At 64.1% G+C, this 24,065-nt stretch carries 20 protein-coding genes; 14 read left to right on the forward strand and 6 right to left on the reverse strand.

All coding sequences use genetic code 11. From position 1 onward, the window contains the following. Window positions 1-30 precede the first annotated feature (30 nt). Window positions 31-2,907 carry a bifunctional [glutamate--ammonia ligase]-adenylyl-L-tyrosine phosphorylase/[glutamate--ammonia-ligase] adenylyltransferase gene (gene glnE / locus FHW69_RS03505; RefSeq protein WP_183421618.1) on the reverse strand — a complete coding sequence of 959 codons (2,877 nt, stop codon included), beginning with the start codon at window positions 2,905-2,907 and terminating at the stop codon, window positions 31-33. Between the two features lie 138 nt (window positions 2,908-3,045). Between glnE and FHW69_RS03510 the strand changes: the two genes are divergently transcribed. Continuing rightward, complete coding sequence (locus FHW69_RS03510) at window positions 3,046-4,941, forward strand: LTA synthase family protein (RefSeq protein ID WP_183421619.1); 1,896 nt, start codon at window positions 3,046-3,048, stop codon at window positions 4,939-4,941. A gap of 201 nt (window positions 4,942-5,142) precedes the next feature. On the opposite strand, the gene groL is transcribed toward FHW69_RS03510, so the two are convergent. Together groL and FHW69_RS03520 are read right to left on the reverse strand one after the other, a co-directional pair. Further along, window positions 5,143-6,786, reverse strand: coding sequence for a chaperonin GroEL (groL, locus tag FHW69_RS03515; RefSeq protein WP_183421620.1), 1,644 nt, complete (start codon window positions 6,784-6,786; stop codon window positions 5,143-5,145). 57 nt (window positions 6,787-6,843) lie between these two features. Further along, on the reverse strand, window positions 6,844-7,137 hold the full coding sequence (locus tag FHW69_RS03520; protein ID WP_183421621.1) for a co-chaperone GroES: 294 nt from the start codon (window positions 7,135-7,137) through the stop codon (window positions 6,844-6,846). A gap of 203 nt (window positions 7,138-7,340) precedes the next feature. On the opposite strand from FHW69_RS03520, the gene cutA reads away from it, so the two are divergent. The 7 genes from cutA (at window position 7,341) to accC (ending at window position 13,669) form a co-directional block, all read left to right on the forward strand. Further along, window positions 7,341-7,679 carry a divalent-cation tolerance protein CutA gene (gene cutA / locus FHW69_RS03525; RefSeq protein ID WP_183421622.1) on the forward strand — a complete coding sequence of 113 codons (339 nt, stop codon included), beginning with the start codon at window positions 7,341-7,343 and terminating at the stop codon, window positions 7,677-7,679. Between the two features lie 20 nt (window positions 7,680-7,699). Continuing rightward, complete coding sequence (locus tag FHW69_RS03530) at window positions 7,700-9,997, forward strand: protein-disulfide reductase DsbD (RefSeq protein WP_255494493.1); 2,298 nt, start codon at window positions 7,700-7,702, stop codon at window positions 9,995-9,997. After that, a complete protein-coding gene (locus tag FHW69_RS03535; protein ID WP_183421623.1) occupies window positions 9,997-10,542 on the forward strand; it encodes a TlpA disulfide reductase family protein in 546 nt (181 codons plus the stop codon). The genes FHW69_RS03530 and FHW69_RS03535 overlap by 1 nt, the downstream gene beginning before the upstream one ends. A 77-nt stretch (window positions 10,543-10,619) precedes the next feature. Next, window positions 10,620-11,168, forward strand: coding sequence for a DUF1415 domain-containing protein (locus tag FHW69_RS03540; RefSeq protein WP_183421624.1), 549 nt, complete (start codon window positions 10,620-10,622; stop codon window positions 11,166-11,168). Between the two features lie 134 nt (window positions 11,169-11,302). Beyond that, the gene (gene aroQ, locus FHW69_RS03545) at window positions 11,303-11,767 is read left to right on the forward strand and encodes a type II 3-dehydroquinate dehydratase (RefSeq protein WP_183421625.1); all 465 of its coding nucleotides are present in this window, start codon (window positions 11,303-11,305) and stop codon (window positions 11,765-11,767) included. Window positions 11,768-11,829: 62 nt separating this feature from the next. Further along, window positions 11,830-12,291, forward strand: a complete 462-nt coding sequence (gene accB / locus FHW69_RS03550) for an acetyl-CoA carboxylase biotin carboxyl carrier protein (RefSeq protein WP_183421626.1) — start codon at window positions 11,830-11,832, stop codon at window positions 12,289-12,291. A gap of 10 nt (window positions 12,292-12,301) precedes the next feature. After that, window positions 12,302-13,669 (forward strand): acetyl-CoA carboxylase biotin carboxylase subunit, encoded by a 1,368-nt coding sequence (accC, locus tag FHW69_RS03555; protein WP_183421627.1) that lies wholly within the window; start codon window positions 12,302-12,304, stop codon window positions 13,667-13,669. A gap of 95 nt (window positions 13,670-13,764) precedes the next feature. On the opposite strand, the gene prmA is transcribed toward accC, so the two are convergent. Continuing rightward, window positions 13,765-14,661, reverse strand: coding sequence for a 50S ribosomal protein L11 methyltransferase (gene prmA / locus FHW69_RS03560; RefSeq protein ID WP_183421628.1), 897 nt, complete (start codon window positions 14,659-14,661; stop codon window positions 13,765-13,767). Window positions 14,662-14,747: 86 nt separating this feature from the next. Here prmA and FHW69_RS03565 point away from each other — a divergent pair, with 86 nt between their 5' ends. The 3 genes from FHW69_RS03565 to purH all read left to right on the forward strand — a co-directional run bounded on the left by FHW69_RS03565 (window position 14,748) and on the right by purH (window position 17,701). Further along, a complete protein-coding gene (locus FHW69_RS03565; protein ID WP_255494495.1) occupies window positions 14,748-15,587 on the forward strand; it encodes a zinc-ribbon and DUF3426 domain-containing protein in 840 nt (279 codons plus the stop codon). Window positions 15,588-15,806: 219 nt separating this feature from the next. Beyond that, window positions 15,807-16,040, forward strand: coding sequence for a helix-turn-helix domain-containing protein (locus FHW69_RS03570; RefSeq protein ID WP_183422260.1), 234 nt, complete (start codon window positions 15,807-15,809; stop codon window positions 16,038-16,040). A 71-nt stretch (window positions 16,041-16,111) separates the two neighbouring features. Then, entirely contained in the window at window positions 16,112-17,701 is a 1,590-nt protein-coding gene (purH, locus tag FHW69_RS03575) for a bifunctional phosphoribosylaminoimidazolecarboxamide formyltransferase/IMP cyclohydrolase (RefSeq protein ID WP_183421629.1), read from the forward strand. A gap of 61 nt (window positions 17,702-17,762) precedes the next feature. Here purH and FHW69_RS03580 read toward each other — a convergent pair whose 3' ends face one another. Continuing rightward, window positions 17,763-18,773 carry a bile acid:sodium symporter family protein gene (locus FHW69_RS03580; RefSeq protein ID WP_183421630.1) on the reverse strand — a complete coding sequence of 337 codons (1,011 nt, stop codon included), beginning with the start codon at window positions 18,771-18,773 and terminating at the stop codon, window positions 17,763-17,765. Between the two features lie 96 nt (window positions 18,774-18,869). On the opposite strand from FHW69_RS03580, the gene FHW69_RS03585 reads away from it, so the two are divergent. Next, complete coding sequence (locus FHW69_RS03585) at window positions 18,870-19,769, forward strand: LysR family transcriptional regulator (protein ID WP_183421631.1); 900 nt, start codon at window positions 18,870-18,872, stop codon at window positions 19,767-19,769. A 47-nt stretch (window positions 19,770-19,816) separates the two neighbouring features. Further along, complete coding sequence (locus FHW69_RS03590; RefSeq protein WP_183421632.1) at window positions 19,817-20,521, forward strand: glutathione S-transferase; 705 nt, start codon at window positions 19,817-19,819, stop codon at window positions 20,519-20,521. 27 nt (window positions 20,522-20,548) lie between these two features. Here FHW69_RS03590 and FHW69_RS03595 read toward each other — a convergent pair whose 3' ends face one another. Continuing rightward, entirely contained in the window at window positions 20,549-21,094 is a 546-nt protein-coding gene (locus FHW69_RS03595) for a DUF2782 domain-containing protein (protein ID WP_183421633.1), read from the reverse strand. Window positions 21,095-21,247: 153 nt separating this feature from the next. Here FHW69_RS03595 and polA point away from each other — a divergent pair, with 153 nt between their 5' ends. Beyond that, window positions 21,248-23,974: a DNA polymerase I gene (polA, locus tag FHW69_RS03600; protein ID WP_183421634.1), complete on the forward strand. Its 2,727-nt coding sequence runs from the start codon at window positions 21,248-21,250 to the stop codon at window positions 23,972-23,974. Window positions 23,975-24,065 lie beyond the last annotated feature (91 nt).

Below are 24,065 nucleotides of genomic sequence, written 5' to 3' on the forward strand. Positions count from 1 at the left end.
GGCCGCACAGCATACGCCCGGCTGCGACGTTCAGACAGTCTCCGGGGCCGCCCGGAACGAAAAGCCGAGATCCAGGACCACCTTCTCCACCCCGGCGCACAGGGCATCCAGCGCCGGCGTCCGCTCTGCCACGCGCGAGCGCAGGTCCAGCGTGCAGGTCAGGGCCACCTGCAGGAGGTCCGCATGCGCAACATGCAGGGTGTCGGCCTGCTCCACCGTCAGCAGGCCGACGTCGCGCAACGCGTCGATGAGGCTCGCGTTCGCCGTGGTATCCAGCAGCGCGGGAAAACGCGCCGCGTGCGCCAGCACCATGCCCTGCAAGACGAATTCGATATCGAGCAGGCCGCCGTGGCCCTGCTTGAGGTCCAGGTGCGTGGCATCGGAGCGGTCGCGCTCCTGGCGCCAGCGTGCACGCATGCTGCCCACCTCGGCGTAGACACGTGCCGGATCGCGCTCGGCGCCCAGCACCTCGCGGCGCACCTTGCCCAGCGCATCACCGAGCCGGGCATCTCCCGCGACCAGACGTGCGCGCAGCAAGGCCTGATGCTCCCAGGTCCACGCGCGGCTGCGCTGGTATGCGTCGAAGGCATCCAGGCTTGCCACGAGCAACCCCTTGGAGCCATCCGGCCGCAGACGCGTGTCCACTTCATACAGACGGCCCGCGTGCGTCGGCGCACTGAGCCAGTGCATCACACGCTGGGCCAGCCGCTGATACCAGCGATTGCCGTCCACCGGACGCGCGCCATCGCTCATCACCGACGAGCGCGTGCCGTCGTAAACGAATACCAGGTCCAGATCGGAAGCGAAACCCAGCTCTTCGCCGCCCAGGCTGCCATAACCGAGCACCGCAAAGCCGGTACCGGCGCCGGGCAGGCGTCCGTGCTGTGCCGTCAGCTCACGCGTGGCCAGCCCCACCACCGCTGCGACCACGGCTTCAGCCAGGCCAGCCAGACGGCGCGCCGTCGTCGTGGCATCTGCGCGGCCATCGTTGAACGCGAGACCAAGACGGAAAGCGATGCTGGAACGGAATTCATTGATGCGCTCCAGTTCGCGCTCCGCATCGCGCTCGTCCAGCGCGCCAAGCACGCGCACGATTTCAGCCGAGATATCTGCGCGACGCAGCGGAATCTGATCAATGCGCGGATCAAGTACATCATCCAGCAGAAGCGGCTGCGCAATGACGCGTTCCGCGAGGAAGGCACTGTCTGCAAACACTGCCGCGAGACGGCGCCGCGCATTGGGCTGCTCATCCAGAAGCGCGAGATACGACGAGCGTCGCGCCACAGCCTGCACCAGGCGCACCAGACGCAACAGCGAAGGCACAGGTGCCACACTGCCACGGGCAGCAGCGATCAGTTGCGGCACAAGCCGCTCAAGACGCTCGCCCGAACGCGCAGACATCGCGCGCACCGAACTGGCGCGGGGCAACTTGCGCAAGACATCAGCGACCTCTTCACCGGGCACGAATCCCGACGCCTCCATCGTGCCTGCCGACAACGATTCATCATGCGCCGCGGCCCAGAGCTCCACGTCGGCCGCAGGCGCGCCAGTGGCGTTGCCACCCTGCGGCATGAGCACGGCAGCGAACTCCTCCGACACCGCATCACGATGACGCGCAAGTTCGGCCTCCAGCGGCTTCCAGCCGTCGTAGCCCAGACCCAGCGCAATGCGCTCGCGACTCAGCTCATCATCGGGAATGTCGTGCGTCTGCGCGTCGCGCAGCATCTGCACACGATTCTCCAGACGACGCAGGAACAGATACGCCTCGCGCAGCAACTTTGCGCGCGACGCAGGAATGTGACCGCGCGCCTCACAAACCTGCAACGCAGGCAACAGGCCGCGCACGCGCAACGCCGGATCACGTCCACCGCGAATCATCTGCGTCAGCTGCACAATGAATTCGATCTCGCGAATGCCGCCAGGGCCCAGCTTGAGATTCCCCGCCAGATCCTTGCGCGCCACCTCGGCGTCGATCAGCGACTTCATCTCGCGCAGTCCGGCGAATGCGGTGTAATCGAGATAACGGCGATACACGAATGGCCGGAGCATGTCCTGCAACTCGCGGCCTGCTGTGCGATCACCGGCGACAGGCCGTGCCTTGATCCACGCATAACGTTCCCAGTCGCGGCCTTCGCGCTGGTAGTACTGCTCCATCGCAGCAAACGGAAGCGCCAGGCGCCCCGCGTTGCCAAACGGACGAAGGCGCAGGTCCACGCGCGCACAGATGCCTTCGGCGGTGGTTTCCGCCAGCAGGCGCACAAGCTGCCGCGCTTCGCGAATGAAGTACTCGCCGTTGTCGAGAGAACGCGGGCCATCGCTCTGGCCGCCCGAGCCGTACGCCAGCACAAGGTCGATGTCGGAAGAGAAATTCAGTTCGTTTCCGCCGAGCTTGCCAAAGCCCAGCACCACCATGCGCTGCTCCACGCCTTCGGGGCTGCGCGCCTTGCCGTAACGCTCGGCCATCGCGTGTTGCGACCAGCGCAGCGCCATCTCCAGCAAGGCCTCGTACAGCGCGCTGGTGGAAGCAAGCGTTTCACCCACGTTGTCCAGATCGTTGACGTCGCGGAATACCAGCCTCAGCGCCTCGGCATGACGGAAGCGGCGCAGCGTGGCCATGCATTCGGCTTCATCCGAAGACAGCGCCAGCGTGGCACTTCGCGTGCCCGCATCACCTGCGGTGCGCAATCGCTCCAGACCATCGGGTGCCAACAACTTCGGCTGACGACGGAGTACGTCGAATGCGAAATCGCTGGCCAGCAACGTGCGTCGTATGCGCTCGGCCACGCCCGCATCATCGTGAAGAGGAACGCGGGCAGCACGGCAGGCAGCCATCACGTCGGCATAACGACTGTCGATGAGGGCGCGCAACTCCTCGCTCTCTCGACGCTGGGCAGGGGCGGTATTCATGAAGACGCCATTGTGCCGGAGTCGTGCGGGAATGGGGGATGGCCGGGCGGTCATCTCAACGTCACCTGACAACCGGTTCATGTCAGCTGCGTTACATTCTGGAGTTCATCGCATATCAGCCGCGAGAGTTGGGATCTTATGGCTTACGAATCAAAGACCTGGGCCGACCTTGGCCGGCGCGTGGCACTGCCGCTGCTGCTGGCTGTCGCGTTCGTTCTGTATACCGGCTTCCTGGATGGCAATCCGGGCGTGGCGGCTGATCGCTGGAGCGACCGTCCGGGCCACCTGATTGCCAACGCCCTGCCTGGCCTGATGCTGGCCTCGCTGCTGCTGGTGCTCACCCGTCGCGCGATCCTGTCCTTCGGACTGGCATTTTTCGCACAGGGCGTCGTGCTGGCGGTCAGCGCCATCAAGATGAAGAACCTCGGCAGTCCGCTGATGCCGGCCGACTTCCGCATGGTCGGCCAGTTCAAGAACGGCGGCTTCGCGCTTCTGGCTGGCTACCTGCCGCACCAGGTCACACCGTATCTGCTGATGGCCGCCGGCATTGCCATCGTGGTGTTGCTCGCCCGCTTCGAGCCGCCGCTGTTCGCGCGTCGTACCCAGGGGCGCCGACTGGTTCCCGCTGTCGCACTCATCGGCCTCATTGGCACGCTGCTCGCCGGCGTTCCTGCGTGGTCCAGGATGTATGACCATAATCGCCTGGGCATGGAGCCGTGGTCTGCCGCTGCCAACGCTGGCCACAACGGCGTGGTGACCACCCTCATGCAGTTCCGCCTGCAAAATACCGGCAAGAAGCCGAAGGCCGATCCCGCCGCCGCCATGCAGTTCCTGGGCGATGCCGACGAAATGCTGCGCAACCATATGCAGCAGGCCGCCACCAACACGCGACAGACACCAGACATCGTCATCATTCAAAGCGAGTCGTTCTTCGATCCGTCGATCATTCGTGGATACGAGCACGAAGACTTCGCTCCCAACCTGCATCGCCTGGCCGCCGAGTCCAGTCACGGCTCCCTGCACGTTCCCACGTTCGGCGGCGGCACCATCCGCACGGAATTTGAAGTGCTGACCGGATTGTCGCTGCGCTACTTCGCGGACATGCAGTTCCCGTATCTGCAGATGCACAACAAGGTCGTGCCCGGCATGGTGCGCGCGCTGCGCTCGCACGGCTATGAAACCGTAGCGGTGCACGGCAACGATGCGGGTTTCTGGAATCGCACATCCGCATTCAAGTCGATCGGCTTCGACCGCTTCGTTTCGCTTCCCGACTTCCCGAAAGACTATAAGAAAGACGGCGAATACATGGCCGACAGCGCCATGACCGACGAGATCATGGCTCAGCTCCCCGATGCCGGTGAGCCGCGCCTCGTCTTCGCCATCAGCATGGAAGCGCATGGTCCTTACGACAAGACCATCAACATCGACGCCAACGAACGCGATGCCATTCCGGTGCCCGCAGGCATCGACGGCAGTGCGAAGCTGCAGCTGCAAAACTACATCTATCACATGCGTCATGCCGACGCAGAACTGGGTCGCCTTGCCGATCTGCTGAAGAAGCGCGAGCGCCCGACCCTGCTGCTTTTCTACGGCGATCACCTGCCGGCGCTCGTGGATACCTACAACAAGGCTGGCTTCGCCAACGGCGAAGGCATGCTCACGCAGACGGTGCCCTGGATCCTCTACGACGCCCACGGCGACGGCCCGGCACCCGAGCGCCAGGATCTCGCCGCATGGATGCTTCCCGGCTTCGTGCTTGAGCGCGCAGGTGTGCACGATGACGCCTACTTCGCACTGACCCAGGTTCTCGCCCCGCAACTGGCCGCACTCACCCGCGCGCCGGATGCGCCGGAAGCAAACGAAGACTCCGTGCAGAAAACCACCGACACGGCGATGAGCAACGTGGCCCTGCTCCGATTCAAGAATCACCTCGACCCGCTGCTGGCTCAGTTCGCACTCCCGGACACCGGCTCACTGGCCACGCAGCACGAAGAAGAGCCGAACCATCCGGTTGCGGCTGGCGCGCACCAGTAACAACGGCAAAGGCTGGGCGGCGCATCGCTCCCAGCCTGTGTTCGGCTCGCTCGCGGAAGATCAACCCGGCCATGACGCGATCTGCGTCTTGCCTGAAGTGCGTGCCGCGACCGGGCGCGAAAGATCCCGCTTTTCCCAGGACACAAAAAAAGGCCCCGCCGAAGCGGGGCCCTCTCAGAACAGCGAAGCTGTAAAGACTTCTTAGAAGTCCATACCGCCCATGCCGCCCATGCCACCCGGAGCACCGTGGCCTGCACCGTCGTCCTTCTTCGGCACTTCCGTCACGGCCGCTTCGGTCGTGATGATCGAGCCGGCGACCGAGGCAGCGAACTGCAGGGCCGAACGGGTGACCTTGGTCGGATCCAGGATGCCGAAGGCAACCATGTCGCCGTATTCGCCGTTGGCGGCGTTGTAGCCGAAGTTGCCCGAGCCTTCCTTCACCTTGTTCAGGACGACCGACGGCTCTTCACCGGCGTTGGCAACGATGGCGCGCAGCGGAGCTTCCAGAGCGCGACGCGTGATGGCGATGCCGAGATCCTGGTCGGTGTTCTGACCCTTCAGGTTCTCAACAGCCTTCAGCGCGCGGATCAGGGCAACACCACCACCCGGGACCACGCCTTCTTCGACGGCTGCGCGCGTGGCGTGCAGGGCGTCTTCAACGCGGGCCTTCTTTTCCTTCATTTCAACTTCGGTGGCAGCACCGACCTTGATGACAGCAACGCCGCCAGCAAGCTTGGCAACACGCTCCTGCAGCTTCTCGCGGTCGTAGTCCGAAGTGGTCTCTTCGATCTGCGCCTTGATCATGCCGATGCGCGACTGGATGAGCTCAGCTTCGCCAGCACCGTCGATGATCGTGGTGTTTTCCTTGGTGATGACGACGCGCTTGGCGCGGCCCAGATCGGTGATCGTGGCCTTCTCAAGCTGCAGACCCACTTCCTCGGAGATCACGGTGCCGTTGGTCAGCACGGCGATGTCTTCCAGGATGGCCTTGCGACGATCGCCGAAGCCCGGCGCCTTGACGGCGGCGACCTTGACGATGCCACGGATCGTGTTGACGACGAGGGTGGCCAGGGCTTCGCCCTCGACTTCCTCGGCAACGATCAGCAGCGGCTTGCCAGCCTTGGCGACGGCTTCGAGGACCGGGAGCAGCTCACGGACGTTCGAGACCTTCTTGTCGTGGATGAGGATGAACGGGTCGTCCAGTTCAACCTGCTGCGACTGCTGGTTGTTGATGAAGTACGGCGACAGGTAGCCGCGGTCGAACTGCATGCCTTCAACGACGTCGAGTTCGTTCTCGAGACCCGAGCCCTCTTCAACCGTGATCACACCTTCCTTGCCGACCTTCTTCATCGCGGTGGCGATGATGTCACCGATGTTGGCATCGGAGTTGGCCGAGATCGTGCCGACCTGGGCGATGGCCTTGTCGTCAGCGGTCGGGTTCGACAGCAGCTTCAGCTCGCCAACAGCGGCGGCGACAGCCTGGTCGATACCACGCTTGAGGTCCATCGGGTTGATGCCGGCGGCAACAGCCTTGAGGCCTTCCTGGATGAACGCCTGCGCCAGAACCGTCGCGGTCGTGGTGCCGTCACCGGCCACGTCGGAGGTCTTGGAAGCGGCTTCCTTCACGATCTGGGCGCCGATGTTCTCGTACTTGTCGGCCAGCTCGATTTCCTTGGCGACGGACACGCCGTCCTTGGTCACCGTCGGGGCGCCGAAGCTCTTTTCCAGAACCACGTTGCGGCCCTTCGGACCCAGCGTGACCTTCACAGCGTTGGCAAGGGTGTTCACACCCTTGAGCATGCGGGCACGTACATCTTCGCCGAAGCGGACTTCTTTAGCTGCCATGGGATAAATCCTTAAATAGTTGAGGTTTTGAATCGGGGGTTACGCGGCGAGCGATGCTCAGCCTTCGATAACCGCCACGATGTCGTCTTCCTTCATGAAGACCAGATCTTCGCCGTCGATCTTGATTTCCTGGCCGGCGTACTTGCCGAACAGGACGATGTCGCCTTCCTTCAAAGCCATCGGACGGGTCTTGCCGTCGGTCAGGATGAGGCCGGTGCCTGCGGCGATGACCTTGCCACGGGTGGGCTTCTCGGTGGCGCTATCCGGGATGACGATGCCACCGGCGGAAACACGCTCTTCTTCCAGACGCTTGACGATGACGCGATCGTGCAGCGGGCGCAGTTTGCTCATGACTATTTCACCATGTGGTTGATGTAAAAAGAAAAATATCCACCCTGTTAGCACTTGGCCAGGGTGAGTGCCAGAATTTTAGCGCCAGGAATCCGCACTGCGAAAGAGCCTGCCACGGAGGACAGATGGCGGCGCTGCGATGGGGTTCAAGGGGCAAGGGTGAAATCGGGGTAGATTTCCTGATCCGACCACCCGAGCACCTCATGACTTCCGCCATCGTCATTCTTACCGCCTGCCCCGATGCCACCGTGGCAAATGACCTGGCCCGTGAGCTGGTGGAGGCGGGACTCGCCGCCTGCGTCAGCCGCGTGCCTGGCATCGCATCCACCTATCGCTGGAAAGGTGTCGTGGTGACGGAATCAGAAGAGCTTCTGGTCATCAAGGCGACCCGCGAGGCGTTCACTGCCATCGAGCATCTCATCGTCGCGCGACATCCCTATGACGTGCCGGAAATCATTGCCCTGCCCATCGAGGCCGCGCACGCGCCGTATCTGGCGTGGTTACGCGAGGGCAGTCGAGATGACCCGTCGCCTGCAAGCTAACCGCGGGCAGGCCGGTCATAATGACTGATGCTCTTGCGCGCCTGCGCGCTGCCGCCCTGAACCACGGAGTTGCCATGGTCCTCGTTTCACGATTCGTGCGGACGCTGTTTGTCCTTGTTTGCCTTGGCTTCGCCTTCCCGGCACTGGCCCAGAGCGACGACGACCTGCTGCCGGTCACCGATGCCTTCCATCTCACGCCCGATGCCAGCCAGCCGGGGGTGGTGAAGCTGCACTGGGCCATCGCGCCGGACTATTACCTCTACCGGGGCCGGATCAAGATCAAGGCCGAAGACCCGGCCGCCGTGACGCTGGGCGAACCCTCGCTGCCTGACGGCATCCGCAAGCACGACGAATACCTCGGCGACGTGGAGATTTACCACGGGCAGATTGAAGCCACCGTGCCGTATACGCTGGCGGATGCGGCCAGCAAGACGCTGAAGCTCTCTGTCCAGTACCAGGGTTGCCACGAAGTCGATCCGAAGATCTGCTACCCGCCCAACACCGAACACCTGAACCTGACCATCGGTGCCCCGCCTGCTGCCGGCACGCCCGTGACCACCGAAGCACAGGCATCCACGCCCTCCGCTACAGGCGGCGCTGCCCTGCTTGGCGCGCCAGCCGCGCTGCCGGGCACCGAGGCACAGGCCCTGCCTGCCGATCAGGCGTTCCGCTTTGAAACCCTGGTCAAAGGACGTGACGGCTTGCTGCTGCGCTGGACGATGCCCAGGGACTACTACCTGTATCGCGACAAGACGGTGCTGACGATCAAGGGCGCCCCCGGCGTCACGCTGGGCGAGCCGGACTGGCCGAGCGGGGTGGCTCATCACGACGAGCACTTCGGCGACACCATCGTCTATTTCGACCAGGTGGAACTGCCGGTTGCCCTCAATGGCGCCGATAAAGCCAGGACGCTGACGCTCGATGTTTCGTATCAGGGCTGCCTGGAAAATGGCATCTGCTATCCGGTGATGACCCGCGAGGTCAGCCTGGATCTGGAAGCCGGCACGGCCCACGTCAGCACGCCATCATCCGGTCCTGCCGTGGCTGCTGCGCCCGCCGCAGCCACCGAGGAGGTGGCCCCCACGCCTCCGCCCCCGGGTGCCGGCGAAGCAAGCGTTGGCATAGCAGCTGCGCTGGGCCTCGCCCTTCTGGGTGGCCTCATTCTCAACCTGATGCCGTGCGTCCTTCCCGTGCTGTCCCTGAAGGCCATCACGGTGCTGGAAAGCGGCGAGAGCCCTGCCCAAGCGCGTCGTCATGCGCTGTATTACACGGCCGGGGTACTGGTGTCTTTTGCCGCTGTAGGTCTGGCGGTGGTCGGCATTCGTGCGGCGGGCCATGCCGCCAACTGGGGCGCACAGTTCCAGCAGCCCGTGCTGGTAGCCGTGCTGGTGTACGTGATGCTCGCCGTAGGCCTTTCGCTGTCGGGCGTGGTGAATTTCGGTGCCTCGCTGGGCAACGTCGGCAGCGGCCTGGCATCGCGCTCGGGTCGCTCGGGCGACTTCTTCACCGGCGTGCTTGCCGTGGTCGTGGCCAGTCCCTGCACAGCGCCCTTCATGGGCTCGGCCATCGCTTACGCGTTCGCCGCCCCGATGGCCGTGGCGTTGCTGATCTTCCTCGTGCTGGGCCTCGGCCTGGCGCTGCCCTTCCTCATCATCGGCTTCGTGCCGGCGGTAGCCCGGCTGCTCCCGCGTCCGGGTCGCTGGATGGAGACGCTGAAGCAGGCACTCGCCTTCCCCATGTACCTCACTGCCGTCTGGCTGCTGTGGGTGCTGGCGAAGCAGCGTGGCGCCGACGCTGTCGGCCTCGTACTGGTGGGTGCCGTGCTGCTGTCGATGGCCCTGTGGTGGTTCGAGCGCAGCCGCGGACGCTCGGGCTGGTCGCGCGCCCTGGTGCTGTTGCTGGGCCTCGGCGTGGCCAGCCAGCTCTGGTACGTCTATCACCTGCCTGCGGCCACGCCCGCTGCCGTCGCAGGTGATGCCGTCGCGTATTCGCCGGAGAAACTCGCCGAACTGCGCAAGAGTGGCACGCCCGTGTTCGTCGACATGACGGCGGACTGGTGCATCACCTGCAAGGCCAACGAAAAAGCCGTGCTGGACACCGACGAATTCCGCGACCTGCTCAAGCGCACGGGCACGGTCTACATGAAGGGCGACTGGACTGACGTCAACGCCACCATCGCGGCCTTCCTTGAGCAATACCATTCCGTCGGCGTGCCGCTGTATGTGTTCTACCCGAAGGACGGAAGTGACGGGCGCAAGCTTTCGACCGTGCTGACGTACGACAAAGTCCAGGCCGCCCTGGAAGGTCAGACCCACTGATGGCACGCGGCCCCACTTTCTGGTTTGTCATCGCCTCCATCGTGGCTGCCGGAGCGGGGGCCTTCGTGCAGCACAGGATGTCGGCGCCCGTGCCCGCTGCTGCCGGCATGGCGGTGGCGGGCATCGGTGACATGCGCCCGAACGCCACCTACGTGGACGTCAACGGGCGTCCGCACCCGATGGCCAACTGGAATGGGAAGCGCGTGCTGCTGAATTTCTGGGCCACGTGGTGCTCGCCGTGCCGCCAGGAAATGCCATTGCTGGATGCCACGTCGAAAACCTGGGCCGACCGCAACGTGGTGGTCGTCGGCATTGCCGAAGACACGGCGGCCGACGTGCGGGCCTACCTGATCGACTTTCCGGTGAGCTACCCCATCGTGCTTGCCCCGAGTGATGCGCCGGGGTCGTCGCAGTCGATGGGCAACGCCCAACACCTTCTCCCCTTCAGCGTGCTGCTGGGGCCTGACGGGCGCATTCTGCGCCGCAAGGTGGGACCGCTGTCGCAGGAAGATCTGGACGAATGGCTGGGCGCGCCGCCGCGGTAACCTCGCCCTTCCCCCACCACAATGCGGGCATCTCCCACACAAGGTCTTATCCTTGGCGTTTACGGAGCCCTTATCGCATGACCCACCCCACCGACGACGAGGCCATCGCGGCCACCCGCCAATGGCTTGAGCGCGCCGTCATCGGGCTGAATCTCTGCCCGTTTGCCAAAGCCGTAACCCAGAAGGGACAGGTGCGCTTCCGGGTCAGTCACGCCACCACACCGGAGGCACTGCTGGATGACCTGAATGCGGAACTGGAATTCCTGCGCGACGCGGAACCGGTGGACGTGGACACCACCCTGCTGATTCACCCGCAAGTGCTGACCGACTTCCTGGACTACAACGAATTCCTGGAAGTGGCCGATGACGCCGTGGCCGACCTCAAACTGGAGGGCGAAATCCAGGTAGCCAGCTTCCATCCGGACTACCAGTTCGCTGACACGCTGCCAGAGGACATCACCAACTACAGCAATCGTTCGCCCTTCCCGACCCTGCACCTCCTTCGCGAAGACAGCATCGACCGCGCCGTGGCCGCTTTCCCCGACGCCGCGAGCATCTTCGAGAAAAACATGGACACGCTCATCCGCCTCGGCAAGCCGGGCTGGGACGAGCTGATGAATCGTTGAGACCATACGCGCGCGTCTGGAATTCGCCCATCTCCAGCGAACTTCAGCGATCTGCGCCGAACTGGACAATCCTCCGGGCGAGGCGCACACTGCGCCGCGTTCCGGTTCGACTGGCATTGGCCCTGAGGTAACCCGTGGCAAAGATCCTCGTCCTCCATGGACCCAACCTCAATCTGCTGGGTGTTCGCGAGCCGGACGTCTATGGCCGCGAGACTCTGGCGGACATCAATGCCTCGCTCGGCGCCCGCGCCCAGGCAGCGGGCCATGACCTCAGCTGGTTCCAGTCCAATGCCGAGCACGAGCTGATTGCCCGCATTCACCAGGCGCGCGATGAGGGCACGGCTGTCATCCTGATCAACCCGGCCGCTTTCACGCATACCAGCATTGCCCTGCGTGATGCCCTGACCGGTGTCGCCATCCCCTTTATCGAGATCCACCTGTCCAACCCGCATGCGCGTGAGCCGTTCCGGCACCACTCGTACCTGTCGGACAAGGCGCTGGGTGTGATCTGCGGCTTCGGTGGCGACAGCTACCGGCTGGCCCTCGAAGCGTCCCTGTCGCGGCTGGCGGAACCCGCCGTCGCGGCGGTCAACGCCTGACCTCACGATTTTTCCTTGGCGCGCATGCGCGCTGATCCCAACCCCCTAGAAAGGTTTGCCTCATGGACCTGCGCAAAATCAAGAAGCTGATCGACCTGCTCGAGGAATCGAACCTGGCCGAGCTGGAAATCAAGGAAGGCGAAGAAGTGGTTCGTCTGTCCCGCGTGCCCAAGGGCACCATGGCCGCCGCCCCGCAGATGGTCGCCGCACCCGTCGCTGCCGCTCCGATGGCCGCACCGGCACCCGTGACCGCCGCTCCGGCGGCTGAAGCTGCCAATGCGCTGCCCGCCGGTCACGTCGTGAAGGCACCGATGGTCGGCACCTTCTATGCCTCGTCGACCCCGGGTGCTCCGGCATTCGCGACCATCGGCAAGCAGGTGAAGGCCGGCGAGACGCTGGGCATCATCGAAGCGATGAAGATGTTCAACCAGATCGAAGCCGATGTGTCGGGCACTGTCGTTGCCATCCTGGTCGAGAACGGCCAGCCGGTCGAATTCGACGAACCCATGTTCGTCATCGCCTGAGGCCGTGGCCATGCTTGAGAAGGTCGTCATCGCCAACCGCGGCGAAATCGCACTGCGCGTCCTGCGCGCCTGCGCCGCGCTGGGCATCAAGACGGTCGCGGTGCACTCCACGGTTGACCGCAACCTGAAACACGTCGGCCTCGCCGACGAGTCGGTGTGCATCGGCCCGGGTCCCTCGGCTGAAAGCTACCTCAACATTCCCGCGATCATCGCCGCCGCCGAAATCACCGACGCTGGCGCGATCCACCCGGGGTACGGCTTCCTGTCGGAAAACGCCAACTTCGCCGAGCAGGTGGAGCAGTCCGGCTTCATCTTCATTGGTCCCACCGCTGACGTCATTCGCCTCATGGGCGACAAGGTCGAAGCGATCAAGGCCATGAAGGCCGCAGGCGTTCCCTGCGTGCCGGGCTCCGGCGGCCCGCTGGACGACAACACCGACGAGAACATCCGCATTGCCCGTGAGATCGGCTACCCGGTCATCATCAAGGCAGCGGGCGGTGGCGGCGGTCGCGGCATGCGCGTCGTGCGCACCGAGGCCCACCTGGCCAACGCCATCACCATGACCAAGCAGGAAGCGAAGGCCGCTTTCAGCAACGATCAGGTGTACATGGAGAAGTTCCTGGAAAATCCGCGTCACGTGGAAATCCAGGTGCTCGCCGACGGCCAGGGCAACGCCATCCACCTCGGTGAGCGCGATTGCTCCATGCAGCGCCGTCACCAGAAGGTGGTGGAAGAAGCGCCAGCACCGGGCATCACGCCGGAGCAGCGCGCTGCCATCGGCAAGGTCTGCGTGGATGCCTGCCTGCGCATCGGTTACCGTGGCGCGGGTACGTTCGAGTTCCTGTTCGAAGAAGGCCGTTTCTACTTCATCGAAATGAACACGCGCATCCAGGTCGAGCACCCCGTGACCGAGTTGGTGACCGGCATCGACCTCGTGCGTGAGCAGCTGCTGATTGCCGGCGGTGAGAAGCTGTCGATCCGCCAGGAAGACATCGTGCTTCATGGCCACGCCATCGAGTGCCGCATCAACGCCGAAGATCCCGACACATTCATGCCGAGCCCCGGCACGGTCAAGCGCTTCGAGGCACCGGGCGGCCCGGGCGTGCGTGTCGACACACATCTGTACGACGGCTATCGCATCCCGCCGAACTACGATTCGATGATCGGCAAGCTGATCGTGCACGGCCCCGACCGCGCCACCGCCATTGCGCGCATGCGCATGGCTCTGGCCGAGACGGTGATCGAAGGCGTGAAGTGCAACATTCCGCTTCAGCAGCGCATCATGGCGGACGTCGGTTTCCAGCAGGGTGGACAGAACATCCACTATCTGGAAAAGCGTATGGCCGAGCAGAAGGAACAGGCGGCCCAGCAGGGCTGATTCAGCGCTCCGCTGCCGCTACAAGAAAGCCGCCGCTCCCCCGAGCGGCGGTTTTTTCTTTTCTGCGAAGCAGGCTCCCACCGCAAGATGAGCGATCAGCGGCGAACGCCGCTGATGCGAACCCAGTCTTCCAGCGTGGCGATTTCCAGGTCCGTGAACCACTCCGCGTAACGCACCAGCAGCTCTTCATGCTGGCCGAACAGAATGCCCGACAGCGCAAACGGCGCGCCCGGCTTCACGGAAGCGGCGAATGTCGGCGCCAGCTCACCCAGTGGGCCGGCCAGAATATTGGCCACCAGCACATCGGCCAGTTCATCCGGTGCATCGCCCGGCATATAGACGTCCAGACGGCCCTCGACGCCATTGCGTTCGGCATTGTCGCGCGAGGCAATCACCGCCTGCGGATCATTGTCGATGCCAATGGCATGACGCGCGCCGAGCTTCAGCGCCGCAATGGCCAGAATGCCCGAGCCGCAGCCGAAGTCCAGCACGGTCTTGCCCGCCACGTCCTGGCCGTCCAGCCACTGCAGGCACATGTCGGTCGTGGGATGCGTGCCCGTGCCGAATGCCAGCCCCGGATCAAGGCGCACTACCACGATGTCTTCATCGGCCGGTGGCTCGATGTTCGACGGATAGACCCACAGCCGGCGACCAAACGGCATCGGCTTGAACTGATCCATCCACACGCGCTCCCAGTCCTGGTCTTCCACATCACGGAAGGCAAGCTGTGACCTGTCGATGGCGGGCAGCAGGTCCAACAGCGCCTCGCTCAGGCCGCGGCGATCCGTGCCCGCTTCAAACAATGCATTGAGAACGATCTCGTTCCACAACGGCAGCTCACCAACGCCCGGCTCGAAGATCGCCTCTTCGTCCGGCGTTTCTGCATGAGCGTCCTGCAAGGTGACCGAGAGAGCCCCCAGGTCTTCAAGCGCTGATTCGACACTCGGCTGATCTTCGAGCGATACGGTAAGGGAGAGTTCAAGCCAGGGCATGACGGGTCCATCGAGAGGGAGCCTGTCACACAGATGACCGGCTGAGCTTGCGATTCTACCGACCCTGTCACGGGTGCGCAGCCAGCATGACACCGGCATCGGGCTACAATCGCCGGATGTACACCCAGTGCCCCGAGTGCCTCACCGTCTATAAGCTGGATGCCGCGCTTCTTGTGCCGGCCTGTGGCTGCGTGCGTTGCAGTCACTGCTCGGGCGTGTTCAATGCGCTGGGCACGCTGGCCGAACAGCTGCCGCCCGAGCCGTTCAGCCTGCTGCCAGTACACGATCTGGACAGCGAGCCGCCGGCGCTGGACATTGCCGTGTTCCGGCCCAAACCCGCTGCGCCCGAGCCGGTGGAACAGCCCACCGTTGCCGCCGTGCCAGCAGCAGATGAACCCACGGAGGATTTCTCCGAACTGGTCTTCACGCCGAAATTTGCCCGACGCCGGCGCCGCTCATGGCAGGCGTTCACGTGGACGGCCATCTGCACGGTACTGCTGGTGGGCCTCGGTGGTCAGCTGGCCTGGGCCAAGCGCGACACGCTGATTGCCGACACCACGTTCGGCCCGTGGCTGCAATGGACCTGCGACACCCTCGGCTGTGATCTGCCACTGGTCAGCGACATCCACCGCCTGCGGATGCTGGCGCGCGATGTGGAAGCGCATCCGTCGGTACCGGACGGGCTTCTCATCACGGCAAGCGTGCGCAACGACGCGCCCTTCGCCCAGCCCTACCCGACAGTCACGATTACCCTGGCCGACACTGACGGCAAGCGCCTGGCCATGCGGCGATTTGCCCCGGCCGATTACGTCACCGACGCGTCGGCACGTTCACGGGGCATGCGTGCGGGGGCCACGTCAGCCATGGTGTTTGAAGTGCAAGACCCGGGCCAGAAGGCCGTGGCTTTTGAGTTTGCATTTGAATAAAGCTGCACTTTTTTTATTTCGCAAGCCTTAAATTCGCCGACCGGGACGGGTACACTCGATCCCTTCGCGAGCCGATACCCTCTTCCTTGAGAGGCACTCCCGCCCGCCGCAACCATAACGATAACCAGCCCCGAAGCGCCCGCCGCTTCGTTGTGTCACGAGGGGAATGCCTTGAACGCCGTCAGACTGCCTGCCAACGAGGCCGCGAACGAGACCTCGATGCATAGCGCCCTCAGTGAGTGCGTCAGCCTGACCGTGCGCCGTTATCTGGCAGATATTGGTGACACCGAATGCGCGGAAGGCCTGCACGCCCTGGTCATCCGTGAAGTGGAAGGTCCGCTGCTGCGTGAAGTGCTTGCGTTTCACGAAGGCAACCAGAGCCGCGCTGCGGCTGCCCTCGGCATCAACCGTGCCACCCTGCGCAAGAAGCTGGCGGCTCACGGCCTCGTCTGAGGCTTTTCACGCCAGCCCCGGCTCAGCCGTCCGGGCGGCTATAATGGCAAGCTTTCGTACCGGATGCTGCCATGCCCACGCCCGATCTCGTTCCCGTCCGCCGCGCGCTTGTCAGCGTTTCTGATAAGCAAGGCCTGATCGAACTCGGCCGCCGCCTTGCTGCGCGCGGTATCGACATTCTCTCTACCGGTGGCTCGGCCCGCGCGCTGCGCGATGCCGGCATCGCGGTGCGTGACGTCGGCGACCTCACCGGCTTCCCGGAAATCATGGATGGCCGCGTGAAGACGCTGCACCCGCTGGTGCACGGCGGACTTCTGGGTCGTCGCGGTACGGACGACGCGGTCATGGCCGAGCACGGCATTGCTCCCATCGACCTGCTGGTACTGAATCTGTACCCGTTCGAGCGCACGGTTGCCGATGGCAATGCCACGCTGGACGACGCGATCGAGAACATCGACATCGGCGGCCCGGCAATGCTTCGCGCCGCTGCAAAAAACTGGAACGATGTCGGCGTGCTGACCGATCCGGCACAGTACGACGACGCGCTGGCGGAAATCGAAAATCACGGCGGCCTTTCCCGCGCTACCCGCTTCAAGCTGTGCGTTGCCGCGTTCAATCGTGTGTCCAACTACGACGCCGCGATCAGCGATTACCTCTCCGGGCTCACGCTCGATGCAACGCACACGGCCATCGGTGCGCATGCAACGTTCCCCGAGCAGAGCAACGGCCGCTTCGTGAAGATGATGGATCTGCGCTACGGTGAAAACCCGCATCAGGCCGGCGCGTTCTATCGTGACCTCTACCCGGCCGCCGGCACGCTGGCCACCTTCCGCCAGTTGCAGGGCAAGGAACTCTCGTTCAACAACATCGCCGACGCCGATGCTGCATGGGAATGCGTGCGCCAGTTCGACGCGCCCGCCTGCGTGATCGTGAAGCACGCCAACCCTTGCGGCGTGGCTGTGGCCGCCGACCCGCTTGCGGCTTACGAACTGGCCTATGCCACCGATCCGACATCGGCATTTGGCGGCATCATCGCGTTCAACCGCCCGCTGGATGCAGCAACCGCAGCCACCATCCTGAAGCGTCAGTTTGTGGAAGTGCTGATTGCGCCCAGCGTGGACGCGGGCGCCGTCGAGGTCGCCGCAGCGAAAGCCAACGTGCGTGTACTGGAAATTCCGCTGGGCGAAGGCCGCAATACCATCGACGTGAAGCGCGTGGGCTCAGGCCTGCTGATGCAGACGGCCGATCATCGCGAAGTCACCCGCGACGAGCTGAAAGTGGTCAGCAAGCGCCAGCCCACCGCCGCTGAACTCGATGACCTGCTGTTCGCCTGGCGCGTGGCCAAGATGGTCAAGTCCAACGCCATCGTCTACGCGAAGGACGGCCGCACCATCGGTGTGGGCGCGGGCCAGATGAGTCGCGTGATAAGCGCAAAAATCGCAGGCCTCAAGGCCGAAGAAGCCGGTCTCACCGTGCCGGGCAGCGCCATGGCATCGGATGCGTTCTTCCCCTTCCGTGACGGCATCGACGCCGCCGCCGCAGCAGGCATCCGTGCCGTGATTCAGCCGGGCGGTTCGATGCGCGACGCCGAAGTGATTGCCGCCGCCGACGAAAACGACATGGCGATGGTGTTCACGGGCGTACGCCACTTCCGTCACTGAGTCCAGGTTTCACGCATGAAAAGGGCCGTCCGCGAGGACGGCCCTTTTCATTTGGACGGCTTTATCGGGACGGCTCTGACACGCGCACCGCCTGCCCCGCTTTGCGCTCCACTCGTTGCGCGTACTTGCGAGCCAGCACCGCGCAGGTCATCAACTGAATCTGGTGGAACAGCATGATTGGCAGAACGATGGTGCCGAGCGGGTGTCCGGCAAACAGCACCTTCGCCATCGGCACGCCGCTGGCCAGGCTTTTCTTCGAGCCACAGAACACGATGGTGATTTCGTCTTCGCGACTGAAGCCGAGCGCGCGCGATCCGTAACGCGTAACGATCAGGGCGGCCGCCAGCAACACCACGTTGACCACCAGCAAGCCGCCCAGCACCGGCAAGGGCATCTGCTTCCACAGACCCTGCAACACCGCTGCGCTGAAAGCCGTGTAGACAACCAGCAGGATGGAACCACGATCCACCATGCTCAGCAGCGGCATGTGACGGCCGACCCAACTGCCGATCCAGCGCTGCGCGATCTGACCGGCGACAAAGGGCAGCAACAGCTGCAACACGATCTTGCCCACCGAGTCCCACGACATTGGCGCGCCCGCGCCGTGCGAACTGATGACCAGACCCACCAGCAACGGCGTGATGAAGATGCCAAGCAGGCTCGATGCGGAAGCCGAGCAGATCGCGGCAGGCACGTTGCCCCGCGCAATGGACGTGAAGGCGATGGACGACTGCACCGTGGACGGCAGCGTGCACAGGAACAATACGCCCAGATAAAGATCCGGCGTGACCAGCGGCGCCAGCACCGGCTTGAGCAGCAGCCCCAGCAACGGGAACAGGGCAAACGTGCTGGCCAGCACCGTTACGTGCAGGCGCCAGTTGGTCATGCCGGCCACCACCGCATCGCGCGACAGCTTGGCGCCGTGCAGGAAGAACAGGAGGCCGATGGCGACATCCGTCGCGATTTCGAATATCTGCGCGGCCACGCCTTTGCAGGGCAGCAGGCTGGCCAACAGCACCGTGGCAATCAGCGCACAGGTAAATCCATCAGGAAGAAAGCGGCGCAGAGGCATGGCGGCGGGGTCGGTAGCGGACGGGACACTGCTATTGCACACCCGGGAGCTTGATAAGACAAATCGCTTTATCTGATCCGGTGATACATTAATCGCATGAATGTGACCCTGCGTCAGCTCAAGGCTTTTCTGGCCGTGGCCCGCCAGCAACACTTCGGGCGTGCCGCCGACAGCATCCATCTGACCCAGCCAGCCGTCAGCCGCCTCATTGCGGACCTGGAGGCCGAGCTGGAAGTGCGCCTCTTCGACCGCACCACCCGCGAAGTGGTACCCACCGAAACGGGACGCTATCTGGAACAGGCCGTGGCGCGCACGCTGGATGATCTGGACGCCGTGCTCGCCCACGCGCGGCAGCAAGGCGACCCGTTGCGTGGCCGCGTCCGCATCGCGTCGGTGCCCACGCTGTCGGCCAGCATCATGCCCTTGTGCATCGCCCGCTGCGCCGGGGAGCATCCCAGCGTGGAAATCCTGCTTCGCGACCAGAACCAGGCGCAGGTGCTGGAAGCGGTGCGCAGCGGCGAAGTGGACTTTGGCCTTGCCATCGAACCCTCGCCAGATGACGAGTTTGATACGCACGACCTGTTGATGGACCCCTTCTGGCTGGTGTGCCCGGCAAATCACCCACTGGCGGACAGCCATGCGGTCGCGTGGAAACGGCTGCGCGGTGAGACGCTGATTCTGCTGGACCACGCCTCCGGCAGCCGGCGCCTGATCGACCAGGCGCTGGCCACGCACGGCATCGACGCGCATGTGGGCATTGAGGTCGGTCACGCACAGACCGCCTTCCGCATGGTGTCTGCGGGCCTGGGCATCACGGTGACGCCGGGGTTGTCGCTGGATGGCCTGACCCCGGACCTGGCCGCGCGGCAGCTCACGCCTGTCATCCAGCGCCAGGTGGTGCTTGCGCGGCGTCGCCAGCGGTCACTGAGTCCGCCCGCCGAAACCATCTGGACGTGGCTCGCACAACGCGCAGCAACCATCCTCACGTCAGATTGAACGCAGCGCCGATAGGTTGATGCGGATCATTCGGCCCGGAGACCTTCATGACTTACAAGCTCTATTACTGGACGGGCATCCAGGGCCGCGGCGAATTCGTGAGGCTGTGCCTGGAAGATGCGGGCGCGGACTACGTGGACGTCGCCCGGGAAGAAGGCGATGACGTCATGCAGCCATGGCTCAACGGCGATCACGAGGGCCCCCTGCCCTTCGCGCCGCCTTTCCTGACGTCAGGCCGACTGGTAATCGCGCAGGTCGCGAACATTCTTCACTATCTGGGGCCTCGCCACGGGCTGGTCCCGTCCAGCGAATCCCGGCAGCTCTACGCCCATCAACTGGAGCTGACCATCACGGACCTGGTCGCCGAGGTGCACGACACGCATCACCCGGTGGCGTCAGGGCTGTATTACGAAGACCAGAAACCCGAGGCGAAGAGGCGTTCGGCCGACTTTCGCAGCAGCCGCATTCCGAAATATCTGAGCTATTTCGAGAAGGCCGTGGAACGCGGCGGCGGCACGCACCCATTGCGCGAACATTCCTACGTGGATCTGTCGCTTTTTCAGGTACTGGCCGGGCTGGATTACGCGTTCCCCAAGGCCATGAAGGCCATGTCACCGAAGATCCCGCGGTTGCGGGCTCTGGCCGAACGCGTGGCGAAACGGCCCCACATAGCGGCGTATCTTGCGTCAGGGCGACGGTTGCCGTTCAACGAGTCAGGCATTTTCCGCCATTACGCCGAACTGGACGCCTGAGCGTCCTGTTCGGCGCGCGAGGGCGTGTCAGTTACCCGAGCCCGCCGGCTTGGGCGCGGCGCCCCACTCGTACACTTTGTAATACACGGGGCTGACCGGACCATCTTTGGGATCGTGGTACAGCTTGCCGCTGGAATCGGCCATGTAGGTCTGCGGCACACCGTTCTTGGGCGTGACCCGGACCATGAACAATTTGCCGCCCGAGCGGTATTCCTCAACCCGGTCGTCGCCTTCCTGGCGCACCGTGACCTGGGGAGGCTGCTGGCCACGCTGGTCGGTCGTGCCATCGTCGGTCATCGACGGCAGGGCCGTGCCCGAGCGGCGCTCGGGCTGGGCATCCGTGGTGGCCGGCGTGGTCTTGCCCGCCTCGGCACTGTCGTACGGCACGGGACGCGGGATATCCGCAGCACCCGACTTGTCCGGCTCGCCGGCTTTGGTGCCCGGATCGTTCAGTCCCGGCGGCGGCAGGCCCGGTGCGTACTGCGGCTTCTGGGAGCTGCTGTCCTGAGCGGCGGCCGGCAGGGCAGCGGCCAGGGCAAGCGCGACGGCGACAACGGTAGCAATGCGTTTCATGGGGATCTCCGTGCAGGCGATCAGGATAACAGGGGCAGGACCCGGGACCGTGCCCGACAGCGCACGATGAGCATCTAAAGAACGGATGGTGTGACACCCGCGTCAACGTATACGTTCCATGACCGCCGTGCTCCCCCATGCGACAATCCGGTCATGCCCATGCTTACTCTTATCGACGGATCTTCGTATCTGTATCGCGCGTTCCACGCGTTGCCTCCGCTCACGAATCCGGAGGGCGAACCCACCGGCGCGCTGTTCGGCATCGTCAACATGCTGCGCACCACCATGAAGGCCGGTTCCGATTACGTGGCCTTTGTGTGCGACGCGCCGGGCCGCACGTTCCGCGATGACCTGTATCCCGAATACAAGGCCAACCGCCCGTCGATGCCCGACGATCTGCGCGCGCAGATCGACCCGATGATGAAAATCGTCGGCGCGCTGGGGTTTCCCATCCTGTGCGTCCCCGGCGTGGAAGCGGATGACGTGATCGGCACGCTGGCCACCCAGGCGGCGGCACAGGGCATTCACGTCGTCATTTCCACCGGCGACAAGGATTTCGCGCAGCTGGTCGATGAGCACATCACGCTCATCAACACGATGACCAACACGCGCATGGACATCGGCGGCGTCGTCGACAAGTTCGGCGTGCGTCCTGAACAGATCGTCGACTACCTCACCCTCATGGGCGACAGCATCGACAACGTGCCGGGCGTGGAAAAGTGCGGCCCGAAAACAGCGGCCAAGTGGCTGGCGGAATACCCGAACCTTGATGCGCTGCTGGCCAATGCAGACAAGATCGGCGGCAAGATCGGCGAGAACCTGCGCGCTGCCGTGCCACGCCTTCCCCTGTCTCGCGAATTGGTCACCATCCGCACCGATGTGCCGCTGGAGCACTCGCCCACCGACCTCACCATGCGCGAACGCGACATTGATGCGCTGCGTACCCTGTATGCGCGCTACGGCTTCAAGGCAGCACTCAGCGATCTGGATGCCGCTGCCGCACCGCCCGTCGCCGCCACGCCAGAGCTGGCAGCGGTTGCCGCGCCTGCGGCGCCGGAATCGTCCCTGGCGGCTGACGGAGAATACGAACTGGTCTACACCATGGACCAGCTCACCGCATGGCTGGCCAGGCTGGAAACTGCCGAGCTGATCGCGTTCGACACCGAAACCACCAGCATCGACGCCATGCAGGCTGAAATCGTGGGACTGTCGCTGAGCGTCGAGCCGTGCAAGGCGTGCTACGTGCCGCTGCGCCACGATTATCCGGGCGCGCCCAAACAGCTTGATCGCGACGAAGTGCTCCAGGCACTGAAGCCCATCTTCGAAGACCCCACGCGCCCGAAGGTCGGCCAGCACGGCAAGTACGACATCAACGTGCTGTCCCACTACGGCATCGACGTGCGCGGGCTGAAACATGACTCCATGCTGGAGTCGTATGTGTTCAACGCCACCGCCACGCGCCACGACATGGATTCGCTGGCCAGCCGTTATCTCGGTTACACGACCATCAAGTACGAGCAGGTCGCGGGCAAGGGTGCCAAGCAGATTCCGTTCTCGCATGTGGATTGCGATACCGCGTGCCGCTATGCCGCGGAAGATGCCGACATCACCCTCCGCCTGCACCACGCCCTGTGGCCGAAGCTGGAAGCCGAGCCGAAGCTGCGCTTCGTTTACGAGCAGATCGAGATGCCGCTCGTTCCCGTGCTGGCCGCCATGGAACGCCGTGGTGTCCTCATCGACGCGGACGAACTGCGCCGGCAGAGCCAGCATCTGGGCAAGCGCATGGTGGAATTGCAGCACAAGGCATACGCCAGCGCAGGGCACGAGTTCAATCTCGACTCGCCCAAGCAGCTTCAGGCCGTGCTGTTCGATGAACTGAAACTCCCGGTCAAGGTGAAGACACCCACCGGCCAGCCGTCCACCAACGAAGAAGCGATGGAAGCCATCGCCGACGCGCACGAACTGCCGCGCATCCTGCTGGACTATCGCGGCCTGGCCAAACTGCGTTCCACCTATACCGACAAGCTGGCAGGCATCGTCAATCCGCGCACCGGCCGCGTGCACACCAGCTATCACCAGGGCGCGGTAGCTACCGGCCGGATCAGCTCGTCCGATCCCAATCTGCAGAACATCCCGGTGCGCACCGAAGAAGGCCGTCGCATCCGGCAGGCCTTCGTCGCGCCCGAGGGCTGGGTGGTCATGGCCGCTGACTATTCGCAGATCGAACTTCGCATCATGGCGCACCTGTCCGCTGACGAAGGCCTGATGCGTGCGTTCCGCGAAGGCGGCGACGTGCACCGCGCCACCGCAGCGGAGGTGTTCGGCGTCACCCCCGACCAAGTCACCACCGACCAGCGCCGTGCCGCCAAGGCCATCAACTTTGGCCTGATGTATGGCATGAGTGCCTTCGGCCTCGCCCGCCAGCTGGGCGTGGACCGTGGCGAAGCGTCTGACTACATGGGCCGCTATTTTTCGCGCTATCCCGGCGTCCGCGCGTTCATGGACGCCACGCGTGACCAGGCCCACCGCGACGGTTACGTGGAAACCCTGTTTGGTCGTCGCCTGTATCTGGAAAACCTCACCTCCCGCAATCAGGCCCATCGCGCAGGTGCCGAACGCGCTGCCGTTAATGCGCCCATGCAGGGCACCGCAGCGGACATCATCAAACGCGCCATGATTGCAGTGGCCGCGTGGATCGAACCCCGTGACGACGTGCGCATGCTGATGCAGGTGCACGATGAACTGGTCTTCGAGGTCCGCGCGGATGCGGTTGAGGCGGTGCGTGAGGGCGTACGCCAGCATATGTCGACGGCCGCCGAACTCCACGTGCCGCTGGTGGTGGATATTGGCGTCGGCAAGAACTGGGACGAGGCGCACTGAGGATTCTCAGGATGAACGGAAGCTGACTTTCGCAAGATTCCTGAGCAACTTTTGACCAGCCTCCCCCTCTAATCATTCGGACGTCGCAACG

It is taken from the genome of Luteibacter sp. Sphag1AF, assembly GCF_014192715.1.
Classification (GTDB): domain Bacteria; phylum Pseudomonadota; class Gammaproteobacteria; order Xanthomonadales; family Rhodanobacteraceae; genus Luteibacter.